We start from the raw sequence: 14,020 nt of genomic DNA, 5'->3' as shown, positions 1-14,020 counted from the left end.
CAACACAGATTATTATATGGGATTTTTCGACTTTCTCATTGAAGAAATAGCAATAGATTTAGGAACCGCAAATACACTTATTATTCATAATGATAAGGTGGTAGTGGACAGCCCTTCCATAGTGGCAAGGGACAGGACTTCCGGAAAAATTACGGCGGTAGGGAAAGAAGCTGCGATGATGCAGGGAAAAACTCATGAGAACATTAAAACCATTCGCCCTCTTAAAGATGGGGTGATCGCAGATTTTGATGCCAGTGAGAAAATGCTCACCATGTTCATTAAAGAAATTCCCGCGCTTAAAAAGAAGATGTTCACTCCTGCCCTTAGAATGGTAATCTGTATTCCATCAGGGATTACCGAAGTGGAAATGCGTGCGGTAAAAGAAAGCGCCGAGCGTGTAAATGGAAAAGAGGTATATCTTATTCACGAGCCTATGGCCGCTGCTATTGGTATTGGTGTTGATATCATGCAGCCTAAAGGAAATATGATCGTGGATATAGGTGGTGGTACTACAGAAATTGCGGTGATTGCCCTTGGAGGTATTGTTTGCGATAAATCTATAAAAGTCGCCGGAGACGTTTTTACCAACGATATTGTTTATTATATGCGCACGCAGCACAACCTCTATGTTGGAGAGCGTACTGCGGAAAAAATTAAGATCCAGATAGGAGCTGCCACTGAAGACCTGGAAGTTCCACCGGAAGAAATGAGCGTACAGGGTCGGGATCTTTTAACCGGAAAACCCAAACAGGTTAATATTTCCTACAGAGAGGTGGCCAAAGCACTGGATAAATCCATTCTCCGTATTGAAGACGCGGTAATGGAAACCCTTTCACAAACCCCTCCGGAACTGGCTGCCGATATATATAATACCGGGATTTACCTTGCCGGGGGTGGTTCCATGCTTAGAGGGCTGGACAAACGTTTGTCACAAAAAACAGATTTACCGGTGTATATCGCAGAAGATCCACTAAGAGCTGTGGTAAGAGGCACTGGAATTACACTGAAGACATTAAACCGATACAAAGGGATATTGATAAAGTAGGGAAATAGCGTGGTATGCAGCAAATATTTAATTTTCTTATTAGGAATAAGAATAACATCCTATTCTTGTTACTGCTGGCGCTGTCTATATTTTTTACCATCCAAACCCACTCTTTTCACAAGAGCAGGTTTATAAGTTCAGCCAATTTTGTAACTGGCGGAATATATAACTGGGCCAATAATTTCCAGACTTATCTTCACCTGGATGAATATAATAACCGGTTGCTGGAAGAGAACAACCAACTCCGGAATATGCTCACCAACCTTAATGTGAAGGACACAGCAGTGGTTAAAAACCACCTGGACTCTACATCCTTCAGCGGTGACTACTATTTTAGATCGGCTACTGTAATTAACAACAATTACTCCAAGATAGACAATTACCTAACTATTAACAAAGGGGAAGTTGATGGCATAGCGCCCGAATTTGGTGTGGTAACCAGCAAGGGGATTATTGGAATTGTAGACCGGGTAAATGATCATTTTTCCCGGGTGATCTCCATTTTAAACAGCCGTTCTAAAATTAATGCCCAGTTGAGCAAAACCAATCATTTTGGAAGCCTTGTCTGGAACGGCAAAGACCCAAATGTAGTGCAGCTTGTAGACGTGCCCAGGCAGGCGCCGCTGGAAAAAGGAGACACCATAATTACCGGAGGCAGATCTTTAATTTTTCCAAAAGGATTGCCCATTGGGAGTGTAAAAGATTTTAGCCTGGACCCTACCCAAAGTTATTACACCATAAATATTGACCTCTTTAATGACATGACCAATATTGGCTACGTGTACATTATTGAGAACGTAAACCGGGAAGAGATTGAATCCCTTGAAGACATTGATGAGTAGCAGTATTTTCTCAAATATCGCCCGTTTTATAGGATTGATTTTCCTTCAGGTACTGGTATTGAACAACATCAATTTCCTGGGGTACATTAACCCTTACCTGTATTTTCTCTTTATTTTGCTTTATCCGTTCAACTCTAACAGGAGCCTGTTTTTACTACTGGCGTTCCTGCTTGGCATAAGTATTGATCTTTTTGAAGACAGCGGCGGGATTCATGCCACGGCCTGCCTGGTCACTGCTTTTATAAGGCCACAGTTTTTAAGATTTTCCTTCGGGATAAGTTACGATCATCAAACCTTAAGGCTTTCAGCTACTCCATTTGGGGCACGGCTGAGTTATATATTTTTAATGGTAATGGTGCATCATTTTATACTTTTTTCTTTGGAAATGTTTAGCTTTAGTCATATACTTTTAATTCTGAAAAAAACAATCTTTTCAGGCATTTTCACCATAATTTTGGTTTTTCTGAGCCTTTCACTATTCAGTAAAAAATACAGATGAGAAGAGTACTCCTTTATATCTTAATTCTTACCACCGGAATTGCATTTCTGGGACGTCTTTTTTACCTGCAGGTCATCGATACTTCCTTTGCAGTAAGATCCCAAAACAACGCGATTAAAGTAGTATATGATTATCCGCAGCGAGGATACATTTACGACCGCAATGGCAATCTCATGGTTTCCAACCAGCCTTCTTATGATGTGATGGTGATCCCCAGGAACCTAAAGCCGTTTGACACCCTGGAATTCTGTAAAATCCTTAGTCTTACTCCCAAAGAACTTGGAAAAAAACTGGACAAGGCAAAGATTTATTCTCCAATGTTACCTTCAGTGGTAATTCCGCAGCTTACAAAAAGCGAGTACGCCATACTTCAGGAGAAAATGAGAAAGTATGAAGGATTTTATATTCAGAAGAGATCTCTAAGAGACTATCAGGTAGACCACAGCGCGAATGTGCTGGGATATATTGCTGAAGTGAACCAGCATATCGTGAATTCTAATCCCTACTATATTTCCGGAGACCTTATTGGCCGTGCCGGGGTAGAAAGTTATTATGAGGATACCCTGCGGGGTGTAAAGGGGGTTAAATATATTCAAAAAGACAGGTTTAACCGGGATATTGGACCCTACAAAGACGGCATTTATGACACGCTTCCCGAGAAAGGCAAAGATATAAGCATCACCATAGATGCGGCCCTCCAGGCATATGGCACAAAACTTATGCAGGGGAAAAGAGGCGGAATTGTGGCCATTGAGCCCGAAAGCGGAGAAATTCTTTCTCTTATTACCGCCCCAACTTATGATCCTGCGAAACTTGTGGGCAGGCAAAGATCTGCAAATTTCACCGAATTATACTACGACACCATTGCAAAGCCACTTTATGACCGCGGGCTTCTGGCCGAATATCCTCCCGGTTCTCCTTTTAAGACGCTTAATGCACTTATTGGCCTTCAGGAAGGAGTAGTAGATACCAATGATGCCTTTAGCTGCCACCAGGGCTACAGTTATGGCCGAGGGAGAAAACTGGGATGCCACTCGCATGCAAGTCCGCTAGACATGATCCCAGGCATAGCGCAGTCCTGTAATTCATATTTTGCTCAGGTATACCGTAAGATTATTGAAAAATATCCTACGCCCCAGGAAGGCATAGACGCCTGGAATGCACATCTCAAAAGTTTTGGACTAGGAGATTATTTAGGATCAGACTTAAGTACGGGAAGACCTGGTAAAATCCCCAATTCCGGATATTACAACCAGATCTACGACTATCCCACCTATAAATGGTATGCTACGGCAACTCTTTCTAATGCCATTGGACAGGGAGAGGTTTTAATGACCCCGGTGCAGCTGGCTAATATGGCTGCTACCATTGGTAACCGCGGCTGGTATTATACGCCTCATATTCTCAAAAAAGTAGAAGGAAAAGACATTGATATCGAAAAGTTTACCACAAAGAATTTTACTACTATAGATGCCAAAAATTTTGACCCTGTTGTAGAAGGAATGCACCAGGTGTACAAAAACGGTACAGCCTCCAGCTTGCAAATCCCGGGAATTGAGATTGCAGGGAAAACAGGTACGGCAGAAAATTTCACTAAAGTTCATGGTAAAAGGGCACAGCTTACAGACCATTCCATATTTGTGGCCTTTGCCCCTGTAGATCATCCAAAAATTGCTATTGCCGTGTTTGTGGAGAACGGTTATTGGGGTAGCCGGTATGCAGGTAGAATTGCAAGCCTTATGATTGAGAAATATCTTAAAGGCAATATTACCAGAACAGATTTAGAGGAGTGGGTTTTAAACCATAGCCTTGAAGAAGAGTACAAAAAACCGCTGCAGGATGAACCTTTTTTAATAAATGATGGCAAGAAGTACGGCTGGCTTTGATTGGCTAACAATTTTTATATACGTAATACTGGTTTTTTTTGGTTGGGCAAATATTTACTCGGCATCACTGGGTGATAATACAACTTCCTACTTTGACCTCAGCCAGGTTTATGGAAAACAGGGATTATGGATCATTCTCAGCTTTTTGATCATTATAATTGTACTTTCCATTGAAGCAAAATTTTACCAGCGTTTTTCTAGTGTTATTTATATTATTTCACTGCTTTCCCTTGCGGGGCTTTATGTCTTCGGAAAAACCATTTCCGGGGCTACCTCCTGGTATTCCTTTGGAGGACTTAGCATACAGCCTTCGGAATTTGCAAAAATGGCCACAGCACTTGCCCTTGCCAAGTATTTAAGTGACATACAAACCAATATTAGCCAGCTTAGCCATCAGTTTAAGTCTTTTATTATTATTGCCCTGCCCGCACTTCTTATTGTACCCCAGCCAGATCCTGGAAGCGCCCTGGTTTACGCGGCATTCTTTTTTCCGCTTTACAGGGAAGGGCTTTCCGCACTTTACCTCATAATTGGCTTTTCCGGCATAGCAGTATTTATCTTAACCTTACTTTTGGGGCCCGTGTGGGTAAGCGTGGGCGCTGTAGTGCTTGGCCTGGTGCTCATATTTATGAAAAAAAGAAGACGCCCAAACAGATTTATTATTATCAGTCTTATGGCCATTGCCATTGGCTTATCCTTTTCTGTAAATTATATATTTGAAAATATTTTTGAACAGCGCCACCGGGACAGATTTAATATTGTTCTGGGAAAGGAAGTGGATTCCCGCGGAATTGGCTATAACACCAATCAAAGCGAAATAGCCATTGGCAGTGGCGGCTGGTTTGGAAAAGGCTGGACAGAAGGAACTCAGACCAAAGGCCATTTTGTACCGGAACAGCATACAGATTACATTTTTAGCACAGTTGGTGAGGAATGGGGCTTTATAGGAAGCGCAGCGGTGGTCATTCTTTTTGTAATGCTGCTTTTAAGGCTTATTGTACTGGCAGAAAGGCAAAAGACACAATTTAACCGCATCTATGGCTACAGCGTTATTGGGATTATGTTTATCCACTTCCTGGTAAATATAGGAATGGTTATAGGCGTTTTTCCTACCGTTGGTATTCCCCTTCCGTTCTTTAGTTATGGTGGCTCAGGATTATGGGGATTTACCGTATTGCTCTTTATCTTTATTAAACTGGATTCTGAAAGAATGTCTTTCTAATGTTTACCTGATCCTTTAATTTATAAAGTAGAGGTTATAATATTCATCTTCCTTCCACACACGTTAACAGCAGGCTGAATAATGCTCCAAATAAAGTTGTTGCGATAAAAATTTTCCTGGAATTATAAATTTTACTTATAAAATTCCAGTTGTATAAGTAAATATATGCAGGAAAAAGAAAAATAGTATCTCCTAAATATTCTTCTACCTGAAAAGCGGAATTTAGATGAATAGTAAAATACCGGGTGAGGACCAGTAGAATAATTCCGAAAATAAATAAAGAATTTGCCCGTGCAACTCCCTTTTTTAACCGATTCCTGCAGTTATCCCTCCCCCTACCGCTCATCCATATATAGGCAGTAAAGCAAAATCCCAGGCTTACGGCAAGTGTTGAGAAAAAGAATAATTCGATAAAATTCAATTTCAAATAGTTATTCCAAATTCCCGCTTCCAATGCACTTTTATATATAGAAATTTTAGAGAAAATCCGGAATAAATAATTTAGAACAACTGAATATCCCATCCCAATAATTACTCCTGAATAAAATTGAAATGAGGTAATTTGCTTTACTGAAAATTCAGGTTTTATTTTTTTAAAGGTCCGGCCTAATTCCACTGAAAAATATCCTGTCTTCAATTTTATAATATCTTAACCACACTGCTCCACAATTAAAAGCAGCGCTGCCACAAGTAGTATTATTACAGGATAAACTATCTTCCTTTTCATACTTCAATTTAAAAAAATAGCGCCCTGAGAAATTCAGGACGCTGATTATATTAAAAGACACAACTTTATTAATCTTTAATATTAGCATATTTAGACTTGGACTTATTAATGTTATTCATCTTCATGTCTGCAAGCACATTAATAGCTTCTTCCATATACACATCGCTGCTTAGGCTCTTGTGCCATCTGTCTCTCTTCTCTTTTAAAGTAGAATCTGTTGAAAATTCTTTTTCTTCATAAGGCAGAGAAATAAAAGAAAGATGAGTATCGTAATCTTTTAAAGAATCAAATCTTTTCGCCCGCTCGGTTTGCTCTTCCACGTTAGCAGAATACTCATCATAATTTAAAGAATAGTCATTATCCTCACTCTGATTTTTGATCCATTGCGCATTTTCCTCTATTAATTTAAGCTGGGGATTCTCACGCATACGTTCCTTACTATTGGCTATGGCTTCATCAAAATCTACATATCCGTCCCAAACATTATATTTGGCGGGGTCTATCTTATCCCATGGCAACGGATTTTCCTGGTCTTTCTCACCTATATCCACAAAGCTGTACCTGTCTGGCACCACTACGTCACTCTTTACTCCTTCCAGCTGTGTGGAACCTCCACTAACCCTGTAAAACTTTTGGGTAGTAAGTTTAAGTGCTCCAAGATCTCCATACTCATTGTTTCTAAGCCAGCGGTTAAGGTCTATTACATTTTGAACCGTACCCTTACCATAAGTTTGCTTGCTGCCAATAATAATCGCTCTTTTATAATCCTGCATGGCGGCCGCCAGAATTTCTGATGCAGAAGCAGAAAGTTCATTTACCAATATTACCAGCGGACCATCCCAAAGCACTTCAGGATCTTCGTCTTTCAAAACTTCTTTCCTTTGTCCGTTAGATTTTACCTGTACCACAGGACCCTCCTCAATAAACAATCCTGCAATGTCTACAACGGTTTTAAGGGAACCTCCGCCGTTATTTCTAAGGTCCAGAACAAGCCCCTGCATATTTTGTTCTTTAAGACGTATAATATCTTCTTTTATATCTGAAGCCGCATTCCGGTTTTCATAATCTTCCATATCAAAATAGAATTTTGGCAGGTTGATAATTCCATATTTCTTTCCGTCTTTTTCTACCATAGAGGTTTTAGCATAGGTTTCTTCAATTTCAACCACATCGCGGGTGATGGTAACCTCTTCAATGTTTCCCATTAGCTTTTTACGAACGGTAAGCGTCACCTGCGTACCTTTTGGGCCTTTTATGAGGTCTACCGCATCATTAAGGCGCATTCCCACGATACTTACTGCATTCTCTTCATCTTCCTGCTTAACTTTCAAGATCTCATCCCCTTCATCCAGTTCTTCACTTCTCCATGCAGGACCGCCGGAGATCACTTCAGTAATCGTGATATTATCACTCTTCTTTTGAAGCCTCGCTCCTATTCCTTCCAGTTTTCCAGACATGGCAATATCGAATCGGTCTTTGTCCTGTGGTGCAAAATAAAAAGTATGTGGATCAAATTCTTCAACTATGGAATTAATGTACACAGAGAAATAATCGTCTCTTTCAAGATCATCAGTAAAATCATAATATTCATTCAATGTTCCCATGGTAATATCACGGGCCTCTTCTTCAAGCTCGGTATCCAATTTAGTTTCATAATCCGGATCGTTCTCTTTTTTGGCTCTTTCCTCGTCTTTTAAATCCCGGTAAGTAACAAGGGTGGAAAATTTAAGCTGCTTTCTCCACCGCTCCTTCATTTCTTCTTTGGAAGATACGTAATCCAGATCATCATAATCTGTATTAATATGTTCCTTTTCGCTAAAATCGAAAGGTTCGGCAAGTATCTCTTTATACAATGCCCTGGTCTCTTCCATTCTCTTATTTAATGTAGTGTAGGCAAGGTCAAAAAAATCTATTTCTTTATTCTTGATCTGGTCGTCTATCTGATCTTTAAAGGCACTGAATTTTTCCACATCTGCAGCATATAAAAAGCGCTTGGAAGGGTCCAGTGATTCGAGAAAATCTTTATAAACATTAGCTGAAAATTCGTCATTAATGTCCTTGGCATCATAATGTCCCTGGTTAAGGACATAGGTAATAAGATCTATTAAGAGTTTATCTTTATTTGGATCTTCAAATTTTTTGGTCGTAAAACTACATGCTGAAGCAGCCATCACCATCAGCATTATTAGTATTTTAAAATTTCTTTTCATAAACTGCATAAGTTTCATCATTATTCTTCTCCCAAATACATTAAAAATTGTGCCAAGCTTGGAAAGGCCAGCTATTTTTTGTTAAAGCACTAAGATAAGCTTTCCTTTGGAAATTACTATTTTAGCACACGTAAAAATATTTGCTATGCCCAAAGAAAAACCACTTATCCTAATCACTAATGATGATGGCATCACAGCACCCGGTATTAGGGCGTTATTGGAGGTAATGAAGGAACTTGGAGATGTTGTTATTGTGGCTCCGGACAGCCCTCAAAGTGGTATGGGGCATGCCATTACCATAAGCGACACCCTCTTTTGTGAACCGGTAACCATTAAGAAGAATTATAAACACAAGGAATACAGCTGCTCCGGCACCCCTGCTGATTGCGTTAAAATTGCCACACAGGAAATTTTACATCGCAAGCCCGATCTTTGTGTTAGCGGCATAAACCATGGCTCCAACTCTTCTATAAACGTAATTTACTCCGGCACCATGAGCGCGGCAGTAGAAGCGGGAATAGAAGGAATACCCGCAATAGGTTTTTCCCTGCTGGATTATTCCCTTACCGCAAATTTTGAGCCTTCGAAAAAATACGTCAAGAAAATAACCCAGGATGTTTTAAAACACGGACTTCCAAAAGGAGTGGTGCTTAACGTAAACCTACCAAAGTTGCCGGCCTCTAAAATTAAAGGCATAAAAATATGCCGACAGGCACAAGCACACTGGGAGGAAGAGTTTGACAAAAGAACCAATCCACAGGGCAGGGACTACTTTTGGCTTACAGGAAAATTTGTAAATAAAGACGAGGGGGAAGATACAGATGAGTGGGCCCTGAAAAATGGCTACGTTTCGGTGGTGCCGGTACAGTTCGATCTTACCGCTCATCAGTTTATAAGAGAACTAAACAGCTGGAACCTTAATGAATAAACAGGACGTATTTACAGGTTTTTTAGTGGGAATTGCAGCCAATATTTCCGGCCTCTTCCTGTACGTTACTCTATTTTCAGAATTAAATATAGACGATACGCTACAGGACGCAATGAGTAATAACTACCTCGGAAAAATTATTGCACTGGGAGCCATCCTTAATTTCCTGCCTTTCTTCCTTTTTCTGAAGAAAAAACAAAATGCGCATGCCCGGGGAGTTTTAATGGCGAGTATTTTAGCCGCCATTGCAATTGGCATCTCTAAAATTTTAAATTAAAAACCAAAACTTCTACCATTTGAAGTATTACATTATCGCAGGCGAAGCTTCAGGAGACCTTCACGCCTCCAACCTGATGAAGGCATTGAAGAAGACCGATGAAAATGCCCAATTTCGATACTGGGGTGGCGATCTCATGCAGCAACAGGGAGGCAAGCTGGTAAAGCACTACCGCGACCTTGCCTTTATGGGCTTTATTGAAGTGCTTTTTAACCTGCGCACCATCTTAAGGAATATCTCATTTTGTAAAAAAGACATTCTATCGTACAGGCCAGATGTGCTCATCTTTATAGATTATCCCGGCTTTAACCTGCGCATCGCAAAATGGGCGAAAAAAGAAGGTCTTCCCACACATTTCTATATTTCCCCTCAAATTTGGGCCTGGAAAGAAAACAGGATCACCGCTATTAAGCGTGATATAGATAAAATGTATGTTATTCTTCCTTTTGAAAAAGGATTTTATGAGGAAAAACATCAATTCCCGGTACATTTCGTAGGGCATCCGCTTATTGATGCCATTGCTGAAAAAAGGCAAATCCCTACCGAAGATTTTAAAGAAGCATTCCATCTTGATGAAAGGCCCATAATTGCGCTTTTACCGGGGAGCCGGAAACAGGAAATTTCAAAAATGCTGGAAGTAATGTTAAGTGTTGTGGAGGATTATAAAGATTACCAATTTGTAATTGCCGGGGCTCCAAGCCAGGAAAGGGAATTTTACCAGCAATTCATTAAAAAAAGCAATGTACACCTGGTCATGAACCGCACATACGACTTGCTAAGCCATGCCACTGCCGCTTTGGTGACTTCCGGCACCGCAACTTTGGAAACCGCACTTTTTAAGATTCCGGAAGTAGTATGTTACAAAGGCAGTTTTATCTCCTACCATATCGCCAAACGCATCATCAACCTGGATTATATTTCCCTGGTAAACCTTATTATGGAACGGGAGGTGGTAACTGAACTTATCCAAAACGATTTTAATAAGAAGAAGCTTATTATTGAACTGGATAAAATTCTTGATGAAAAACAGCGGGAAAAAATGTTTCGGGATTATTATCTTTTGGAACAAAAATTAGGCGGCACCGGTGCCAGCCAGAAAACGGCCGAACTTATATATAACAGCATCCATGAACAGAAAAACTGAAGCCCGTTTTTTCCTATTTCAGGATTTTAACCTGAATTCTCCTATTGAGCGAAACTTGCTTAAAATATGCGGTTTAATTCTTTTTGCCATGCTCCTTACTTCCTGCGGCAGCTCCAGGTCCCGGGTTTCGAACCATAGGAAAATGGTCTCTTCAGAAAAAAAGTTTAAAACAAATCCCGCGCTTAAACCTGAAGATAAAAGGGTATATAAGGTGATTTCCAACGCCAAAGAATTTGAAGGCACGAGATACAAATATGGCGGCACTACAAAAAGAGGAATGGATTGCTCCGGGCTCATTTATGTAGCTTACCTCGAAGAGGATATTCCCCTGCCCCGTACTTCCCGCGCCATGTCTTTGCAGGGTAAAAGGCTATACCTGGAGGAAGTAACCGCGGGCGATTTGCTGTTTTTCCAGACCAGTAAGAATAAAAAAGTGATCAACCATGTTGGGCTGGTAATAGAGGTCCTGCCGGGTGAAATTCTTTTTATTCACTCCACTACCTCCCGGGGTGTGATAATTTCTTCCTTATCAGAAACTTACTGGCACAATAATTTTGTGATGGCGCGGCGGGTGATTTGATTTTTTCCTATCTTCAGCTGTAAATGCTACGGCCATAAAATTTCTTAATTTCATTTTAATCAAGCTGTGCCTTTTCTTCACAGTGGGAATCGTTGCCGGTTTTTACCTGTCGCTGCAAAAGGAGACTTTGATAATTATTGCTGTTTCGGGATTTCTGCTTTTCCTCTTTTCTTATTTGAGGGCCAGAAAAAACCTGTTCCAGGATGCCTTCTTCGGAATTGTTGCCTGTATTTTCTTTTCTATCGTGGGAATTGGAACCGTTTTTATTCATTCTCCTGAAAATCAACCTACTCATTATCTTAATATTGCTGAAGCCGGAAATTCCCCGGAATTTCTTGAGATAAAAATAGAAGAAGAATTAAAACCCGCACTTTATACTGAAAAATATATCGCCCAGGTAACCGCCGCCTATAATGCTTCTTTTCAAAATTTCTCCAAAAGCATTCATGGAAAGCTGCTCCTGAACATTCAGAAAGATTCGGCTACAAGATGGAAAATAGGCCAGCATCTTATCGTCCCAAACCGCCTTTCTTCATTTGAGCAACCGCTTAATCCATACCTGTTCAACTACGGGAATTACATGGAGCAACTTGGTGTCTCCAGGCAGTTAAATCTTTCCGCGGAAGAAATTTTACCACTCAAAACACAAGAACGCGGCTTAAAAAGCTTTGCTGCAGGGTTACGGGAAAAATGCATTCAAAACCTCCAACAACATTCTTTTTCCCCTGAAGAACTGGCCGTAATCCAGGCACTAATTCTTGGAAACCGGCGCGATATTTCAGCCGAAACCTATAAAAGCTACGCGGCATCTGGGGCAGTGCATATTCTTGCCGTTTCGGGATTGCATGTAGGCATCCTTCTCTTGATTCTTAACTGGCTTTTACGGCCCTTGGAAAGGCTGCCCAAAAATGGCAAATTTTTGAAGCTTCTTTTTGTTTTAACTGCACTCTGGAGTTACGCTTTTGTTGCAGGCCTCTCCCCTTCTGTTATAAGAGCGGTGAGCATGTTTTCTTTCCTGGCTGTAGGAATGCATATTAACAGGAGGACCAGCACCATGAACACCCTTTTCATGTCGCTACTGGTGTTGCTTCTAATCAATCCATTCTACCTCCTGCAGGCGGGATTCCAGCTAAGTTACCTTGCGGTTTTTGCCATTATCGCCATTCAGCCTAAATTGTACATTTTGATTAAAGCTGATAACCGGCTAATTGATTATTTCTGGAAAATATTAAGCGTGAGTATTGCAGCTCAAATTGGGGTACTGCCTTTAAGCCTTTATTATTTTCACCAGTTCCCGGGCCTGTTCTTCATAACCAACCTCGTTATCCTTCCTTTTTTGGGAATTATCCTGGCGGGCGGAATTCTTATTACGGCACTGGCACTTTTCCATATTTTACCTGAGGTCCTTGCCAACATTTACGCAAATTGCATTGCCCTATTAAATGGATTTGTGGAAGTGATCGCAGGAAAAGAATCATTTCTTTTTAGCGATATCTATTTTGATGAATCTATGGCTATAGCCGCTTATCTTCTGATAATTGCCGGCATCGCCTTGTTGTACAATCAAGGTTTCAGAAACCTGGTGATATTTCTATTAGGAATTGTTATTTTTCAAGCCTTGCTTATTTATGAAAGGGCAGAAAAAAAAGGTTCAGAAATGATTGTTTTTCAAAAAAACAGGACTACGCTGTTGGGCTTTAAAAATAAGGATAAGCTTCAAATTTACTGCTCTGATTCCCTTTTTGCCGGGAAAGAAGCATTTTTAAAAGAATACCTGCTAAACAAAAGAATTAAGGATGTGGACTTTAATAATCTTAAAAACCTCTATGCCGTAAATAATAAAAAGTTGTTGGTAATAGACAGTGCAGGAGTATATGATGTAACAAATTTAAAACCTGAAATGATCTTGTTGAGCAGTTCTCCAAAAATCAACCTGGACAGGCTTATTCATCAATTAAATCCAGAGATTATTATTGCCGATGGCAGTAACTTTAAATCTTATGTAAAGCGTTGGCAAAGGAGCGCCGAAAATAAAAAAATCCCTTTTCACTATACTAGCGAAAAGGGAGCTTTTCAGCTAAAAGTTCCCACAGAGAAAGCTTTCAGCAATTAACACTTAATTTTTAAATTCCCCGACGAAGTTTTCACGGTATTCAGAAAAAGCTGCCTGGCTGGTAAGCTTTTTATGATCGTCATTAGCAAACATTTTCAAAAATATTTCCAGTTGTTCCGGTGTCCTGTAGCCAACAATCGGGGCGATAAGGTTTCCATCTTCAGCAAAAAAAACAATGGTAGGATATCCTGAAATTCTCATGGCACTGGCAAATTCGTGAGTGCCATTCCTGCCGGTACGGGAGGCGTCATAATTAGGATTGGTAAAAGTCATATCCTTATATTCAATTTTTTCAGGCCCTTCCGCATTAAATTTTACCGCGTAAAAATGTTCATTTACATATTTTACCACATCTTTATTTGCAAAAGTATTCCTGTCCAGCAACTTACAAGGGCCGCACCAGGTGGTGTAGGCATCCATAAAGATCTTCTTCGGGTGTTTTTTTTGCGCCTTAAGTGCTTCGTTCATCGTCATCCACTTAATTTCCTGCGCCTGCAACACTCCTGCAGAAAGCATTATTAAAAAAACAACTATCCTAAACTTCATA

12 protein-coding genes are annotated in these 14,020 nt (G+C 40.3%); 10 read left to right on the top strand and 2 right to left on the bottom strand.

Going from position 1 to position 14,020, the window contains the following annotated elements; genetic code table 11:
- Window positions 1–16: 16 nt before the first annotated feature.
- From AB8M93_RS16485 to rodA, 5 genes are read left to right on the top strand one after another with little or no spacing between them, the layout of a single operon-like run.
- The gene (locus tag AB8M93_RS16485; RefSeq protein ID WP_373059702.1) at window positions 17–1,045 is read left to right on the top strand and encodes a rod shape-determining protein; all 1,029 of its coding nucleotides are present in this window, start codon (window positions 17–19) and stop codon (window positions 1,043–1,045) included.
- A 14-nt stretch (window positions 1,046–1,059) separates the two neighbouring features.
- Window positions 1,060–1,887 (top strand): rod shape-determining protein MreC, encoded by an 828-nt coding sequence (mreC, locus tag AB8M93_RS16480; RefSeq protein WP_373059700.1) that lies wholly within the window; start codon window positions 1,060–1,062, stop codon window positions 1,885–1,887.
- Complete coding sequence (locus AB8M93_RS16475) at window positions 1,880–2,386, top strand: rod shape-determining protein MreD (RefSeq protein ID WP_373059698.1); 507 nt, start codon at window positions 1,880–1,882, stop codon at window positions 2,384–2,386. Before mreC ends, AB8M93_RS16475 begins: the two co-directional genes overlap by 8 nt.
- On the top strand, window positions 2,383–4,272 hold the full coding sequence (mrdA, locus tag AB8M93_RS16470; protein ID WP_373059696.1) for a penicillin-binding protein 2: 1,890 nt from the start codon (window positions 2,383–2,385) through the stop codon (window positions 4,270–4,272). Before AB8M93_RS16475 ends, mrdA begins: the two co-directional genes overlap by 4 nt.
- On the top strand, window positions 4,247–5,494 hold the full coding sequence (rodA, locus tag AB8M93_RS16465) for a rod shape-determining protein RodA (RefSeq protein WP_373059760.1): 1,248 nt from the start codon (window positions 4,247–4,249) through the stop codon (window positions 5,492–5,494). The genes mrdA and rodA overlap by 26 nt, the downstream gene beginning before the upstream one ends.
- Window positions 5,495–6,289: 795 nt before the next feature.
- On the opposite strand, the gene AB8M93_RS16460 is transcribed toward rodA, so the two are convergent.
- Window positions 6,290–8,431 carry a carboxy terminal-processing peptidase gene (locus AB8M93_RS16460; protein WP_373059694.1) on the bottom strand — a complete coding sequence of 714 codons (2,142 nt, stop codon included), beginning with the start codon at window positions 8,429–8,431 and terminating at the stop codon, window positions 6,290–6,292.
- 145 nt (window positions 8,432–8,576) lie between these two features.
- Between AB8M93_RS16460 and surE the strand changes: the two genes are divergently transcribed.
- The 5 genes from surE to AB8M93_RS16435 all read left to right on the top strand — a co-directional run bounded on the left by surE (window position 8,577) and on the right by AB8M93_RS16435 (window position 13,473).
- Window positions 8,577–9,359, top strand: a complete 783-nt coding sequence (surE, locus tag AB8M93_RS16455; protein ID WP_373059692.1) for a 5'/3'-nucleotidase SurE — start codon at window positions 8,577–8,579, stop codon at window positions 9,357–9,359.
- A complete protein-coding gene (locus AB8M93_RS16450) occupies window positions 9,352–9,636 on the top strand; it encodes a hypothetical protein (RefSeq protein WP_373059690.1) in 285 nt (94 codons plus the stop codon). The genes surE and AB8M93_RS16450 overlap by 8 nt, the downstream gene beginning before the upstream one ends.
- Window positions 9,637–9,655: 19 nt before the next feature.
- Window positions 9,656–10,780 carry a lipid-A-disaccharide synthase gene (lpxB, locus tag AB8M93_RS16445; RefSeq protein ID WP_373059688.1) on the top strand — a complete coding sequence of 375 codons (1,125 nt, stop codon included), beginning with the start codon at window positions 9,656–9,658 and terminating at the stop codon, window positions 10,778–10,780.
- The gene (locus tag AB8M93_RS16440; RefSeq protein WP_373059686.1) at window positions 10,764–11,360 is read left to right on the top strand and encodes a C40 family peptidase; all 597 of its coding nucleotides are present in this window, start codon (window positions 10,764–10,766) and stop codon (window positions 11,358–11,360) included. Before lpxB ends, AB8M93_RS16440 begins: the two co-directional genes overlap by 17 nt.
- Before the next feature lie 127 nt (window positions 11,361–11,487).
- A complete protein-coding gene (locus tag AB8M93_RS16435) occupies window positions 11,488–13,473 on the top strand; it encodes a ComEC/Rec2 family competence protein (protein WP_373059684.1) in 1,986 nt (661 codons plus the stop codon).
- A 3-nt stretch (window positions 13,474–13,476) separates the two neighbouring features.
- Here the strand turns inward: AB8M93_RS16435 and AB8M93_RS16430 are convergent, their stop codons facing one another.
- Window positions 13,477–14,019 (bottom strand): thioredoxin family protein, encoded by a 543-nt coding sequence (locus AB8M93_RS16430; protein WP_373059682.1) that lies wholly within the window; start codon window positions 14,017–14,019, stop codon window positions 13,477–13,479.
- Window position 14,020: the final 1 nt, after the last annotated feature.

It is taken from the genome of Autumnicola aciditolerans, assembly GCF_041679265.1.
GTDB lineage: Bacteria > Bacteroidota > Bacteroidia > Flavobacteriales > Flavobacteriaceae > Autumnicola.
This window is presented reverse-complemented; position numbering and strand designations above follow the sequence as displayed.

What these genes read in the sequence shown, in the direction of transcription:
- AB8M93_RS16430 (WP_373059682.1), bottom strand. Translation starts at nt 14,019, where the DNA reads ATGAAGTTTAGGATAGTTGTTTTTTTAATAATGCTTTCTGCAGGAGTG.
- rodA (WP_373059760.1), top strand. Translation starts at nt 4,247, where the DNA reads ATGGCAAGAAGTACGGCTGGCTTTGATTGGCTAACAATTTTTATATAC.
- AB8M93_RS16460 (WP_373059694.1), bottom strand. Translation starts at nt 8,431, where the DNA reads ATGAAAAGAAATTTTAAAATACTAATAATGCTGATGGTGATGGCTGCT.
- mreC (WP_373059700.1), top strand. Translation starts at nt 1,060, where the DNA reads ATGCAGCAAATATTTAATTTTCTTATTAGGAATAAGAATAACATCCTA.
- AB8M93_RS16440 (WP_373059686.1), top strand. Translation starts at nt 10,764, where the DNA reads ATGAACAGAAAAACTGAAGCCCGTTTTTTCCTATTTCAGGATTTTAAC.
- AB8M93_RS16485 (WP_373059702.1), top strand. Translation starts at nt 17, where the DNA reads ATGGGATTTTTCGACTTTCTCATTGAAGAAATAGCAATAGATTTAGGA.
- mrdA (WP_373059696.1), top strand. Translation starts at nt 2,383, where the DNA reads ATGAGAAGAGTACTCCTTTATATCTTAATTCTTACCACCGGAATTGCA.
- AB8M93_RS16475 (WP_373059698.1), top strand. Translation starts at nt 1,880, where the DNA reads ATGAGTAGCAGTATTTTCTCAAATATCGCCCGTTTTATAGGATTGATT.
- AB8M93_RS16450 (WP_373059690.1), top strand. Translation starts at nt 9,352, where the DNA reads ATGAATAAACAGGACGTATTTACAGGTTTTTTAGTGGGAATTGCAGCC.
- surE (WP_373059692.1), top strand. Translation starts at nt 8,577, where the DNA reads ATGCCCAAAGAAAAACCACTTATCCTAATCACTAATGATGATGGCATC.